The 12,873-nt window shown below is 65.9% G+C and carries 12 protein-coding genes; 5 read left to right on the top strand and 7 right to left on the bottom strand.

What is annotated here, in order from left to right:
- Nucleotides 1–15: 15 nt before the first annotated feature.
- The 6 genes from PI990_RS16610 to PI990_RS16585 are packed head-to-tail and all read right to left on the bottom strand — an operon-like array spanning nt 16 to nt 6,869.
- Entirely contained in the window at nt 16–909 is an 894-nt protein-coding gene (locus PI990_RS16610; RefSeq protein ID WP_184492194.1) for a hypothetical protein, read from the bottom strand.
- A gap of 17 nt (nt 910–926) precedes the next feature.
- Nucleotides 927–2,018 carry a PAAR-like domain-containing protein gene (locus PI990_RS16605; protein WP_184492195.1) on the bottom strand — a complete coding sequence of 364 codons (1,092 nt, stop codon included), beginning with the start codon at nt 2,016–2,018 and terminating at the stop codon, nt 927–929.
- On the bottom strand, nt 2,018–3,055 hold the full coding sequence (locus PI990_RS16600; protein WP_184492196.1) for a hypothetical protein: 1,038 nt from the start codon (nt 3,053–3,055) through the stop codon (nt 2,018–2,020). The genes PI990_RS16605 and PI990_RS16600 overlap by 1 nt, the downstream gene beginning before the upstream one ends.
- Nucleotides 3,055–4,155, bottom strand: a complete 1,101-nt coding sequence (locus tag PI990_RS16595; protein ID WP_043245418.1) for a DUF2169 family type VI secretion system accessory protein — start codon at nt 4,153–4,155, stop codon at nt 3,055–3,057. The genes PI990_RS16600 and PI990_RS16595 overlap by 1 nt, the downstream gene beginning before the upstream one ends.
- A gap of 13 nt (nt 4,156–4,168) precedes the next feature.
- Nucleotides 4,169–4,615, bottom strand: a complete 447-nt coding sequence (locus tag PI990_RS16590; RefSeq protein ID WP_021217654.1) for a DUF6484 domain-containing protein — start codon at nt 4,613–4,615, stop codon at nt 4,169–4,171.
- 28 nt (nt 4,616–4,643) lie between these two features.
- Complete coding sequence (locus PI990_RS16585; RefSeq protein ID WP_271657773.1) at nt 4,644–6,869, bottom strand: type VI secretion system Vgr family protein; 2,226 nt, start codon at nt 6,867–6,869, stop codon at nt 4,644–4,646.
- 383 nt (nt 6,870–7,252) lie between these two features.
- Between PI990_RS16585 and PI990_RS16580 the strand changes: the two genes are divergently transcribed.
- The 5 genes from PI990_RS16580 (at nt 7,253) to PI990_RS16560 (ending at nt 10,462) form a co-directional block, all read left to right on the top strand.
- Nucleotides 7,253–7,681, top strand: a complete 429-nt coding sequence (locus PI990_RS16580; RefSeq protein ID WP_021217449.1) for a guanosine-3',5'-bis(diphosphate) 3'-pyrophosphohydrolase — start codon at nt 7,253–7,255, stop codon at nt 7,679–7,681.
- Complete coding sequence (locus PI990_RS16575; protein WP_021217448.1) at nt 7,681–7,944, top strand: hypothetical protein; 264 nt, start codon at nt 7,681–7,683, stop codon at nt 7,942–7,944. The genes PI990_RS16580 and PI990_RS16575 overlap by 1 nt, the downstream gene beginning before the upstream one ends.
- 208 nt (nt 7,945–8,152) lie before the next feature.
- Nucleotides 8,153–8,587, top strand: a complete 435-nt coding sequence (locus PI990_RS16570; RefSeq protein WP_184492199.1) for a DcrB-related protein — start codon at nt 8,153–8,155, stop codon at nt 8,585–8,587.
- A gap of 46 nt (nt 8,588–8,633) precedes the next feature.
- Complete coding sequence (locus PI990_RS16565; RefSeq protein ID WP_265168698.1) at nt 8,634–9,932, top strand: PAAR domain-containing protein; 1,299 nt, start codon at nt 8,634–8,636, stop codon at nt 9,930–9,932.
- Nucleotides 9,929–10,462, top strand: a complete 534-nt coding sequence (locus PI990_RS16560; RefSeq protein ID WP_021217445.1) for a hypothetical protein — start codon at nt 9,929–9,931, stop codon at nt 10,460–10,462. Before PI990_RS16565 ends, PI990_RS16560 begins: the two co-directional genes overlap by 4 nt.
- A 454-nt stretch (nt 10,463–10,916) precedes the next feature.
- Here PI990_RS16560 and PI990_RS16555 read toward each other — a convergent pair whose 3' ends face one another.
- Nucleotides 10,917–12,830 (bottom strand): type VI secretion system Vgr family protein, encoded by a 1,914-nt coding sequence (locus tag PI990_RS16555; RefSeq protein ID WP_442969340.1) that lies wholly within the window; start codon nt 12,828–12,830, stop codon nt 10,917–10,919.
- Nucleotides 12,831–12,873: the final 43 nt, after the last annotated feature.

The following is a 12,873-nucleotide window of genomic DNA, read 5'->3' as shown; positions in this document are numbered from 1 at the left end:
AAGGCGAAGGGCGTATCAGTAGCTGGCATCGTCATAATCCACGACCGTCCAGTTTTCGCCGTCGGCGGTATAGGCGAGGTGCCGGTTGCCAACGGACCAGAGCACGCCGTCACCTTTGGTGAGGTAGGACGCCGAGCCGGTGCCGACCGAGCCGATATCGGCTTTCTTCAGCTCGCCGTCGATGATCCGGTAGACGCCCTTGGAGGACGCGACGAACAGGGTCCCGTCGAAGGTCTGCACCCCCCACAGGTCTTCGCTGAAGTCGCTCAAGTCGATGAAGTCCCATTGGTCCCCTCGACCGAACAGCACGACGCCGGCCTGGCCGACGATATAGGCCGTGCCATCTTCGCTGCAGTGCACGGCCTGCAGCGCGACGGAGGTCGGGCTTTCTAGGGCCTGCCAGCGCTGGCCGTCGAATATCCAGATCTCGCCATCCATGCCGACGGTGTACAGCTCGTTCGGCGTGAAGCCGTCGATGGCGTTGAAGCCCTTGATGCCCTCGCGGTTGAGGATGGCGTCGGCGATGGATTGCCAGCTGCCGTCGTCGTTGCGCCGGTAGACCTGGCGTTGCATGCCCGCGGCATAGTGCGTACCGGCGATCAGGCGCATGTCGCGCAGTGGGCCGAAATCGCCCGGTCCCACGATGCGTTCGGTGGTCCTGTTGGAGCCCTGGAAGACATGGATGTCGCCATCGAGCCCCATCGACAGCAGGGTCAGGGGGGGCGTCGTCGCGCTGATCGCGGTGGTGGCCCAGTCGATCATGAAGTGCACGAAGGCACCGTCCTTCCAGCGCAGCACCTTGGTGTGATCGACGTTGCGTTCGTTCAGCTCGGTGACCTGGGCGCTGATGAATACCAGGTCACGCCTGACTATCGAACACCTGGCAAAGGTTACGTTTCCGTCATTCATGTTGTTCACATCACTCTTCAATCGTCATCCATCGATTCGAGCTGCTTGGCGCCCCATTCCTTCTGCTCGTCCTTGAGCGGCGAACGGTCCGCGCGTAGCGGCGTATCGTTGTTCTTCACGCCGACCTGCTTGTGGTAGTTGTCGAGCTGGGCTTCCAGGCAGCCTTCGCTGCAGGGCTTGCCATCCTTGCCGGAGGTGGGGAAGGTCTTCTGGTGGGCGAAGATTCCGGTCTTCTTCGCGGCGCCGTAGTTCCAGGTGTTGTCCTTGCCGCCCATCTGCGACCGGGCGCCGCCGGCGCTCTCCGACACCATGTAGCCTTTCTCGGCCGTGTTCTGGATGGCGTGCATGTTGCCGTGGGTCTCCGTATAGCGTGACCCCGTGACGCACACGCAGGGCGCACGCGTGTCGTCGTATGCGCTGAAGCCGCTCAGGCGGGTCTTCTCCTTCCTGCCGCCGGCCTCGGTGAAGCAGTGGACTTCCACGAGGTGGTGCGGGGTCTCGCCTTCGCAGCAGCCCTTCTGGTTTTCCGTCGAGCGTGCGGTGTAGGGCACCAGCATGCATTTCTTGGCGTTCTGGCAGGCGTCGTCCTTGCAGTCCTTGTCATGGTCCCCGGAGCACTTTTGCTTGACGTTCTCGCGCTCCTCCTCGCAGCCCTTGCCCGGCGTTCCCGTGGCCACCTCGTCGATGTAGGGCCAGGTGGGCGTGTTGCCGGGGAAGGACGCATGGTTGTGGGTGGTCAGGTCCATCATCCTCACGACGTTGAGGCTTTCGAACTTCACGTTCATCGACCAGGCGGTGAAGTAGACCTTGCCCTTGATCTTGCTGGTGACCACGCCCTTCTTGGGGGCGCAACCCGCCTCGTCGCCGTAGCTGGTCTTGAAGTAGCTCTTGTTCTTGAGCATCACTTCCTGGCCGGAGATCTTGATGGTCCGGGTGCCGTTGGTGGTGTCCTTGGCCATCCCGGTGTTGGGGTAGGGGATGGGCACGCCGGTGGGGGTGGGAGGGGCCTGCGGAGGCGTGAAGCAGACGTCGGGGAAGCAGGCCACGGACTTGCCGTCGGCCGCCTTGCACGAGACCTCCATGTTGTTCGCGTAGACCTGGTTGGCCATCAGGCAGCCCTCACGCGTTGATAGCTCAACAGGGCGACCGCGCGCTGGCCGGCGTCGTTGCCCAGGTGGCAGAGGATGTTGTTGCCGGGGCTGTAGCCCTTGCGGCTGGCGGAGTACGCCAGCGCCAGCATCGCCGGGCCTATCGCCGCGCCGCATTCACCGATGCAGTCGGCGGGATGCCAGAGGTCGAAGAACTCCTTGCGTACCCGAAGGTTGCGGCTGAGCGCGAGGGACGCTTCCTTGAAGTAGTACTGCTCTCCCGAGAGATCGGTGAGGCGGTAGTCGTAGGACTCCATGCGGGAACCGGCTTCCTGCAGTGCGGCGCGCAAGGCCTGGGTGAGGCCATCCGCGCGCAGGGGGATGTCGAGCGACTCGACGGTGGCCGGCTCCATGCCGAAGCCCAGGCCCGTGCAGACCAGCTGCGGTTGGTCTTCCGCGACCGGGGCGCAGAGGCTCACCGCCGCGGCGCCTTCTCCGGGGATGAAACCGTTCGAGTTGAGGCTGGTGAGCAGGCGATCACGGCGCTCATAGGCCTCCATGACCGGGGCGTTGAGAAACGAGTCGACGCCCGCGATGAGCACATGGCGGTGGCCGAGTTCATGAATCAGCTTGCGCGCATTGAGCAGCCCCACCGCCGCACCGACACGGCCGCGGGCGATGAAGCTCGAATCGGCATGGAACTCCACCCCCAGCTCTTTCTGGATGCCGCGAATCAGGCGCGGGCCGAGGTCGGCGAGTCGGGCGGGCCTGTCTTCTTCGGCGATGCAGAGCAGCAACGGGGTCTTCGCGGGATCGAGGCCAGGCGTAGAGGCGATCGCTTCGGCAACGGCCCTGGCCGCCATCTTCACCAGCTTGGTCTGGCCGCGCCAGGCCTCTTCGAGCTGCACGCTGGAGCCGACCAGCCACTCGCCGCCCTTGTCGAGGAAACGGGTGTCCTGGAAGTTGTCGATGGCGCAGCGTATCGCTGCACAGGTGGACAGGGCGTCATGGCCGACGGCCGTGACCATCCCCACGCCCTTGATACTGAGTGCCTGCATCACGGGTTGATTTCCTTGCGTCGCAGCATGTCCAAGGACGGGTAGTAGGTCTTGCCAAGCTCCCGTGCCCGCCACCATGCACGGGAACGTGAGCCGACCAGCAACTGCTCCACCTCGAACATGTTCCTCCTCAACGCCCGGCTCGCGCGCCAGGTGATCTCGACCTTGCCGGCATCGGTGTCCACCACCAGCGTGTCGATCACCGCCTGCAGCGTCTCGTGGCCACCCTTCTTCAGGAAGAAGGTCACCGGCACCTGCATCCTCGGCACCTTGAAGCCGGCGCGTTCCTGCTTGGTCAGGTTGAGCAGCAGCACGTCCTCGCCCCCTTGCAGGTGCTCGGTCTGCTGGTCCGGCGGGGCGGCCTGGTAGTAGCGGGGGTCGAAGTCCGGTGGCAGGAAGGGGAAGTGGTCGGCCAGCCAGGCGTCGTCGTAGGTGCCGGCGTAGCCGATGCGCGGCGGCCAGTGGCGGCCGATGGGGCCGAGGGCCATGGGGGTGAAATCGCCGTGGGGGCCGTCGATGGGCTGGCCCAGGGCTTCGGTGTTGGGCATGGGCATGCCGACGATCTCGGCGGTGCCGGCGCTCTTCGGGTACCAGCCGGTGCCGGCCGGGTTGGGCAGGTAGGTTTCGGCGAAGTCCGGGCGGTCGGCCATGGCGCGGCTGCCGCCGAAGGCGTGGGCGTAGCCGATGTCCTGTTCCAGGAAGGGCTGCGGCACGCCGGGGCTGGCGCCGAGCATGCCGGGCTGCCACTGGCGCGGGCCGAGCACGCTGAAGGCCTTGCTGACCCGGCCGACGCGGATGCCGGCGGTGATCTGGGTGGCGGGGCGGCCGTTGGGGGCGTGGGCCTTGCCCATCACCAGCACGTCGCAGAAGGGTTTGAGCGGGGCGAAGTCCATTTCCTGGCGTGGCGCCGAGAGGCCGGGCTCGCCGACGTATTCGTCGGCCATCAGCAGTGGGCGCTGGACGTCGGCCAGACGCGCTTCGCTGCCGTCCAGCGGCAGGTCGAAGGTGCCCTTGGCGACCACCACCAGGGATTCGCGCCCGTCGGGGGCCAGGCCTTGGGTGTAGGCGGCCATCAGGCGGGTGGCGTTGAGCAATTCCATGTGCGCGGCTCTGTCAGTTGATCTGCACCGAACCGCCCTTGATGCGGTTGACCCCGGAGGAGCGGCTGGAGAGGTAGGCGCCCTTGATCAGCACCTTGCCTTCGCGGGTGAGGGTGATGCTGGCCTTGCCGCAGCGCAGGACGATCTCGCGCTCGGCGGAGAACTCCAGGCGCTCGCCGTCGATATGCGCCACCGCCGGTTCCTTGCGGGTTTCCGGCAGGCGCTGGATGCGGCCGATCACCAGGGGCTGGGCCGGGTCGCCACCGACGAACATCAGCGCCACCTGGGTGCCGATGTCCTCGCGGGCGAGCACGGTGGTGGTGGTCGCGGCGATGCCGGTCTCCGACGGGCAGCCGGGGAAGGCCACCACCGGGCTGGAGGCCTCGGGCACGTCGAGGAGGATGCCGATCACCACGCCGTCGAGGCGGGTGGCGGCGGGGGTGTGGATCTGGACTGTCATGCTCTGTACTCCCTGACCGAGCGCGGGCTCAGTTCTGCAGGATCTTCTGACCCTTGACCACGACGTTGCTGCTGGCCTTGATGTTGATCGCGCCGGAGCCGTCGATGGTGATGTTCTTGCCACGGATGACGATGGTGCCGTCCTTCTTCATGGTGATGCTGGCGGAACCGGTGACCAGGCTGATGGAGTCGCCGGCGTTGAGCGAGAAGCTCTTGCCGATGTCGACGCTGTCGTTCTGGCCGACGTCGGTGCTGCGGTTCTGGCCGATGCTGCGCGACTCATTCTTGCCGATGCTGGTGGTCTGGTTGCTTCCGATGTCCACCTGCTCGTTGGCACCCACGCTTTCGGTGCGGTCGGCGCCGATGGTGATGTTCTCGTTGCTGCCCACGCTCTCGGTGCGGTTGCTGCCGATGGTGATGTTCTCGTTGCTGCCCACGCTCTCGGTACGGTTGCTGCCGATGGTGATGTTCTCGTTGCTGCCGACCTTCTCGGTGCGGTTGGCACCGATGGTGATGGTCTCGTTGCTGCCGACGTCCTCGGTGCGGTTGACGCCGATGGTGATCTTCTCGTTGTTGCCGACCTTCTCGGTGCGGTCGACGCCGATGGTGATGGTCTCGTTGTTGTCCACGGTCTCGGTGCGGTCGTGCTTCACGTGCACCGTTTCGTCGTGGTCGATGGTCTTGGTGCGGTCATGGCCGACCCAGTGGGTCTCGTCGTTCTCGACCTCGATGTCCTGGTTCTTCTCCGCGTGGATGAAGAGCTGCTCTTCGCCCTTCTTGTCCTCCATGCGGATCTCGTTGAAGTTCGCCGGCGTGCCGCCCTTGCTCGAGCGGCTCTTGGTGCCGCTCTGGGTGGCGTTGGCGGGCAGCTCGTAGGGCACGGTCTGTTCGGCGTTGTACACGCGGCCGGTGATGATCGGCCGGTCGGGGTCGCCTTCGAGGAAGCTGACGATCACTTCCTGGCCGATGCGCGGAATCTGGATATGGCCCCAGTTCTTGCCGGCCCAGGCCTGGGAGACGCGCATCCAGCAGGAGCTGTTCTCGTTGGACTGGTCGTGGCGGTCCCAATAGAAGTGCACCTTCACCCGGCCGTACTGGTCGGTCCAGATTTCCTCGCCCTTGGGGCCGACGACCATGGCGGTCTGCGGGCCCTGGACGATGGGCTTGATGGTGGTGGGCATGGGGCGGAAGGCCTGGGAGGCCTCGATGCAGTCGAGGGCGCTTTCGAACTGCAGCACGCCGCCGGCGGAGCCGCTTTCGTAGCTTTCCTGGCTGACCGAATAGCGCGCGCCGACGATCAGGTACTCGCGGTTCTGGTCGTCGCGGGGGTAGCCGGTCATCTTGAACAGGTGACCGCAGCCCAGGCCGCGGGCGTTGGTACGCAGTTGCACGCGCTCGTACTGGGTCTGGATGGCTTCGATGCGGTTGCGCGCGTACTGCTCGCCGTCCTTGCTCTGCACGTACTCGCCCGGGTAGTCGTACAACGGGTGTTCGGCGTTGCTGTGGGGGCGGCTCACGGTGGAGCGCACTTCCAGCCGCGCGCTGGGGCGCTGGAAGTCATAGTCGTTGAGCGCCAGGGAACCGGGTTGCACCTCACGGGCCAGGTACCACTCATAGATGTGGTCGCGCTCGCGCATCTGGTCTTCGAGCGGGTAGAAGGGCACCGAGGCGTAGTCGGCCACCGTCTTGTGCGCGCCATAGGCATCGGAGAGCACCAGCACGTGGCGCTCTTTCTCATGGCGGAAGTAGTAGTAGATGCCTTCCTGTTCCATCAGGCGGCTGACGAATTCGAAGCTGGTCTCGCGGTACTGCACGCAGTATTCCCACTCGCGGTAGGAGCGTGACAGCGAGTCTTCGAAGTCGGAGAAGCCGAGGTCGCGGAACACCTGCTTGATGATGTCCGGCACCGTCTTGTTCTGGAAGATGCGGCAATCGGAGGTGCGCGAGAGCAGCCAGAACCAGGGGCGCAGGCTGATCTGGTAGCCGGCGAACTGGCCGGTGCCGGAAGTCTGGCTGCAGCGGCAGGCGATGCCGTGGAAGTAGCGCTGGCTGCCGTCGGGCAGTTCCAGGGAAACGCCCATGGGCTTGCCCAGCAGGGCATCCAGCTTGATCGAGTAGTTTTCCGAAACCAGGGTCAGTTCGTAGTCGAAGAGCCGGCCGAGCTCCTCGTGGCCGTCGAGCCGGTCCAGGACCAGCACGTTGGGCCCCAGCGGGCTGCTGACCTTGGCCATGCGGGCCTGTTGTGTGATTGCCATGCTGTCCTTGCCTCGTATACCACTGGGGATCGGAGCGAACCGCCAACGGGCCGACGTCAGGGTATCGACGCGGGGCGGGCAGGCCGGGATTTCCGGGGAAACCTTGGTCGAAGTATTAGCAGACGACGCTCGTCCCGGGCGCTTTTTCCGAAATCCGCGAATCCATTCGGGGGTGGCGAGAAACAACGGTGCCGATCATGCGGCAGAGTCTCGCCGGCGATTGTTGTAGTGCAGAGCGGCTCCGCTGTCCAGACGCCCGTTCTTCGAGTGCCCGATGCGCGCTCCACTTCAAGACGGGGTTCACATTCATGGCAACGGGGCGGGCGAGGGGAGACAGGGGCCGGGTGCTATGCTCGCCACCTGCCCGAACCCCGGAGCCCTCCATGAACGACACCCTCGAACGTGCCATCGCCCTGGCCTGCCGTGTGCACGCCGGCCAGCGCGACAAGGCCGGCAAGGCCTATATCCTCCACCCCCTGCGCCTGATGCTGCGCTTCGACGATGCCGAGTCGCAGATGGTCGCCGTGCTCCACGACGTGGTGGAAGACGGCGACGTCGGCCTCGACGACCTGCGCGCCCTCGGCATCCCCGAACCGGTGCTGGCCGCCATCGACTGCCTGAGCAAGCGCGAAGGCGAAGGCTACGAGGCCTTCATCGAGCGCATCCGCCCCAACCCGCTGGCCCGCCGGGTAAAGCTCGCCGACATCCGCGACAACCTCGACGTCTCGCGCCTGCCGCACCTGGACGACAAGGACCTGGCGCGGGTCGCCAAGTACCACAGGGCGTTGCAGGTGTTGGAGCAAGAGGGCTGATGGCCTGGCGTGATGTGGCGGTGAGCCGCGCCGGGCGTTTCGCCATTGGCGTGGAGGAGGGCAGCGGCCGCCATTACCTGGCTATCCCCGTGAGCAATCGCCTGGTGGATTACGAGGAGCGCTACGCCATCAGCGTCGAGGATTTCGAGCGCTATGGCCGCGACCTCGACAGCGCATTGCCCTTCGTCGAGCAATGCCGGGCACGGCTCATGGATCACCTGCTGCTGGAGCCTCCCGGCGCCGACCGGGGGATTCCAGGCTGACCTGTAGGTCGGGTGAAACCCGACAGGGTCGCTCCCCACACAGATAAATCGAGACCTGGGGCATATCCAGCGGCCTTGCTCCTTGATGTTTGTTTCGCGTTCCCCGAAAATTTTTCGCCTCACCGGTTGTCGAACCCGCACCCCGGGTCGCGGCGAGGTATTCGGCGACCCGCTCATGCGCGATACAGACTAGGGAAGGCCTTCAGCAGTGACTCTCTACCGACTCCACGAGGCGGATCTGGATATTCCGGACTCCTGGCAGGACCAGAGCATCAACATCTTCAAGCTGCCCGCAACGGGCCCCGCCAAGGAAGCCAGCTTCGTCATCAGCCGCGACCCCAGCAAGGGCGATGGCGTGTTCGCCGACTACATCGAGCAGCAGCTTTCCAATGCGCGCCAGCAGTTGCCGGGCTTCGCCCTGATCAAGCAATGGGACATCAACATCCAGGGCTCGCCCGCCGTGCTGCTGGATTACACCTGGCAGCGCGAAGGCCGCCAGCTGATGCTGCGCCAGGTGTTCATCGAACTCAGCGCCACGGTGCTGATCGCCACCCTCACCACCACGCCCCAGGACCTGCCGTACCACGAGCCGGCCTGGAAGCAGGCGATGCAGACCTTCAAGCCGCTGCCCCCGGCGGCCTGAACCGAGCGCCGCGAGGCGCCCCGCAACAAGGATGTAGACGTAACCCATGGATGCACAGGCAGCAGCACGGCTCGGTGATGAGATAGCCCACGGTTTCGGCGTGGCGGCCATGGTCGCCGGCGCGGTGGCGGGTGCGCTGATCGGTGCGGCGGTGATCGCCGCCACGGCGGCCACCGGCGGCGTGGCCCTGGCGGTGATGGCCGGCTCCATCGCTGCGGGCGGCCTGTCGATGTTCCAGATCCTCAAGGGCCTGAACACTATCTTCAACCTCCCCGAACCCACCACGGGGGTGTTGATACGGGGCAGCCCGAACGTCTTCATCAACATCCGCGCCGCCATGCGCGCCGGGGATGACGCCTCGTCCTCCTGCAGCGGCTTGCCCTGCAACCACCCCATCTGGCCCTTCGAGGTGACCATCGCCGAGGGCAGCGCCACCGTCTACATCAACGGCAAGCCGGCCGCGCGCATCACCAGCAAGATGGTCTGCGGCGCGCACATCAAGAGCGGCAGCGAGAACACCTTCATCGGCGGCCCCACCGAGCGGGTCGCCTTCGTGCTGGATATCGAAGGCTGGATGCACAGCGGCCTCGAAGCCCTGGGCCTGGCTGCCCTGGGCGTCGGCCTGGTGGTGGCGGCCATGGCCGGCCTGGCCGCCCTGGCGGCCACCGTGCTGATCGGCGGTGCCATCTATGGCGGCATGGAGCTGCTGGGTGACCTGGGCGACCGCCTCGGCCCCGGCTACCGCGACCTGCTGCAGGGCGTGGCCGGCATGGCCATGCTCGGCCTGGGGCCGAAGATGGCGCGCCTGGGCAAGCCGGCACCGACCACGCGTACGCCCGCCTACAAGGCCGGCGTCACCGAGGCGGACATCATGGGTATTCCCAAGGGCTCGCGGCCGCCACCGGGCGACTACCTGGAGCAGCCCTACATCGACAAGCACCTGAAGACCTTCAAGGACGAAGGCGGCGCCTTCCTGTTCACGGCGGACGATATCGCCAACCCGAAATACGCCGCGTTCAACCCCAACAAGTTCGTCATGGCCGACTCCGACCTGTCCTCGGTGGTGGCCCAGTACAAGAAGACCGGCGATGTCTCCGTGCTGGAATCGGCGCTCGGCTATGATCCCGGCTCCCTGGCGGGCAAGGAGATCTACATGCTCAAGGTGGAGAACCCCAAGGTATTGATGCCCACCGGCAACGAAGGCGGGGTGAACTCCCTCTGGCGCCCCGGCGGCTTGACGCACCCGGGTGGCATGCGCGAAGCGGTGCTGGATAATGTCGCCATCAGCCACGGAAACGACATCAACGTACTGAAGTCGGCCCACGACGTCGTGAGAATCCAATGAATCAGAAACTGGACAACGTCCTGCTCCTCGCCCTCGCCAACGATGAACTGGACCGCTTCCTGGTGGGCGAGCCGTTCTACTTCCTCGAAGCGCGCAGCGACAACGACGAACCGCAGAACGTGGTGGCCGCCTTCGACCAGCTGGTGGTGCCGTACTGGCGCGAAACCCGCGACCCGGCCTTCCCCCAGCGCTTCGTCGCGGCGCTGCTGAAGATCCTGGCCACCTACCCGGACCGCAACCGCGCCATCTACCTGGCCCACGACTGGGTCTGGTACTACCGCTTCTGCCTGGCGAAGAAACGTGCCCAGCCCGAAGGGCCCTATGGCGAGCTGTTCGAGGTGGACATGAACGGCGTGGCGATAGCCCTGCAACGCCAGCTGGAAGCCAACAAGGCCGCCCTGCAGGCCGACACCCGCTGGGCCGGCGCCGCCTGGAACAGCCCCGACGGCATGTGGACCCCGCTGCTGCGCACCGCCGTGACCGTGCGCGACAAGCTCGGCGGCCCGGACTTCGTGCCGGCCAACGCCTGACGAGCGACGCCGTTGCCCGTGGGCGAATGAATTCGCCCCTACACCAATTCCCAACCCAGGCGCCGTGCCGTGACACCTTCGTGGATGACGCTCTTTTCATCCACCAGGCGATCTTGCAGCAAGCACCGTCGCCCGCCTCGTGGGAGCGAATTCATTCGCGATGGAATACCCGGCGACTCGCCGCCCTGTGCCGGCTGCAGACCTTTCGCGGCTGAAGCCGCTCCCACAGGGAGAGCCCGCCGCGAGACCGGACATGGCGGTGTTGGGCCTCGCTGCGCTCGGCGCCAACCTACGGCACCGCGCCCAACCCGAACCACGGTGCCAACCGGTGTGTAGGGTGGATGGCGCTTTTTCATCCACCAGCGGAGCGGCCGGCGAGCACGCAAGGTGGACCGATGGAGCGGGGTCCACCGCGGCGGGGCATGGGTGATCAGCCGGCGGCCGGGCAGGGCGATCAGGCCTTGGGCGGTGGGAACAGCGCCTTGACCATGGCGTCGATGGTGCCCTTGATGCCCTTGCCCTTGTTCGGCACTTCGCTGGCGACCCCGGAGTTGAGGTCGAGGCGGCTGCCGGTGTCGATGGCGGTGTTGCCGCTGGTGTAGAGGTTGAAGGCGGTGCCGGAGATGTTGATCTCGCCGCTGGCGTTGAACTCCAGCACGCTCTTGCCGCACACCAGGCGAATCTGCGCGCCGGCCTCGATCAGGTACTGGGTGCTCACGCTGTCGGTCTTGGCGCCGCCCACCATCAGGGTGTCGTTGCGCTTCACCGCGCGGGTGCGGTCCTGGCCGATGCGTGCCAGCTCGTCGTTGTCCACGCTCTTGGTGCGGTTGTGGCCGACCCAGTGGGATTCGTCGTGCTCGACGGCGATGTCCTGGTTGCGTTCGGCATGGATGTACAGCTGCTCGGCGCCCTTCTTGTCCTCCATGCGGATCTCGTTGAAGTTCGCCGGCGTGCCGCCCTTGCTGGAACGGCTCTTGGTGCCGCTCTGGGTGGCGTTGGCGGGCAACTCGTAGGGCACGGTCTGCTCGGCGTTGTACACGCGGCCGGTGATGATCGGGCGGTCGGGGTCGCCTTCGAGGAAGCTGACGATGACTTCCTGGCCGATGCGCGGGATCTGCACCGAGCCCCAGTTCTTGCCGGCCCAGGCCTGGGATACGCGGATCCAGCAGGAGCTGTTCTCGTTGGACTGGTCATGCCGGTCCCAATAGAAGTGCACCTTCACCCGGCCGTACTGGTCGGTCCAGATTTCCTCGCCCTTGGGGCCGACGACCATGGCCGTCTGCGGTCCCTGGACGATGGGCTTGATGGTGGTGGGCATCGGGCGGAAGGGCTGGCGCGCCTCGATGCAGTCCAGGGCGCTTTCGAACTGCAGCGGGCCGCCGGCGGAGCCGCTCTCGTAGCTCTCCTGGCTGACCTGGTAGCGGGCGCCGACGATCAGGTACTCGCGGTTCTGGTCGGCGCGCGGGTAGCCGGTCATCTTGAACAGGTGCCCGGAGCCCAGGCCGCGCGCGTTGGTGCGCAGCTGCACGCGCTCGTACTGGGTCTGGATCGCCTCGATGCGGTTGCGCGCGTACTGCTCGCCATCCTGGCTCTGGGTGTATTCGCCGGGGTAGTCGTACAGCGGAAGCTCGGCGTTGCTGTGGGCACGGCTGACGGCGGAGCGCACCTGCAGGTGGGCGCTGGGACGCTGGAAGTCGTAGTCGTTGAGGGACAGCGAACCCGGCTGCACCTCGCGGGCCAGGTACCAGTCGTAGATGTGGTCACGCTCGCGCATCTGGTCCGCGAGCGGGTAGAAGGGCACCGTGCCATAGCCCGCCACCGGCGCGTGGGCGCCATAGGCATCGGAGAGCACCAGCACGTGGCGCGATTGCTCGTGGCGGAAGTAGTAGTAGATGCCTTCCTGTTCCATCAGGCGGCTGACGAACTCGAAGCTGGTCTCGCGGTACTGGACGCAGTATTCCCACTCGGTATACGAGCGGGTGAGGGCGTCCTCGAAGTCGGAGAAGCCCAGGTCGCGGAACACCTGCTTGATGATGTCCGGCACCGTCTTGTTCTGGAAGATGCGGCAGTCGGAGGTGCGCGACAGCAACCAGAGCCAGGGCTTGAGGCTCACGTGGTAGCCGGCGAACTGGCCGCTGCCGGCGGTCTGGCTGCAGCGGCTGGCGATGCCATGGAAGTAGCGCTGGCTGCCGTCGGGCAGCTCCAGGGAAACGCCCATGGGCTTGCCCAGCAGGGCATCGAGCTGGATCGAGTGATCTTCCGAGATCAGGTTCAGCTCGTAGTCGAAGAGCCGTCCCAGCTCCTCATGGCCATCCAGCCTGTCCAGCAGCAATGCATCGCCGCCCAGCGGGCTGCTGACCTTGGCCATGCGTGCCCGTTGCGAAATCGCCATCCCACACGTCCTTAGCGCT

It is taken from the genome of Pseudomonas sp. TUM22785, assembly GCF_028198105.1.
Taxonomy (GTDB): domain Bacteria; phylum Pseudomonadota; class Gammaproteobacteria; order Pseudomonadales; family Pseudomonadaceae; genus Metapseudomonas; species Metapseudomonas solani.
The sequence above is the reverse complement of the archived record's forward strand: the minus strand, read 5'-3'. Positions and strand labels throughout refer to the sequence as shown.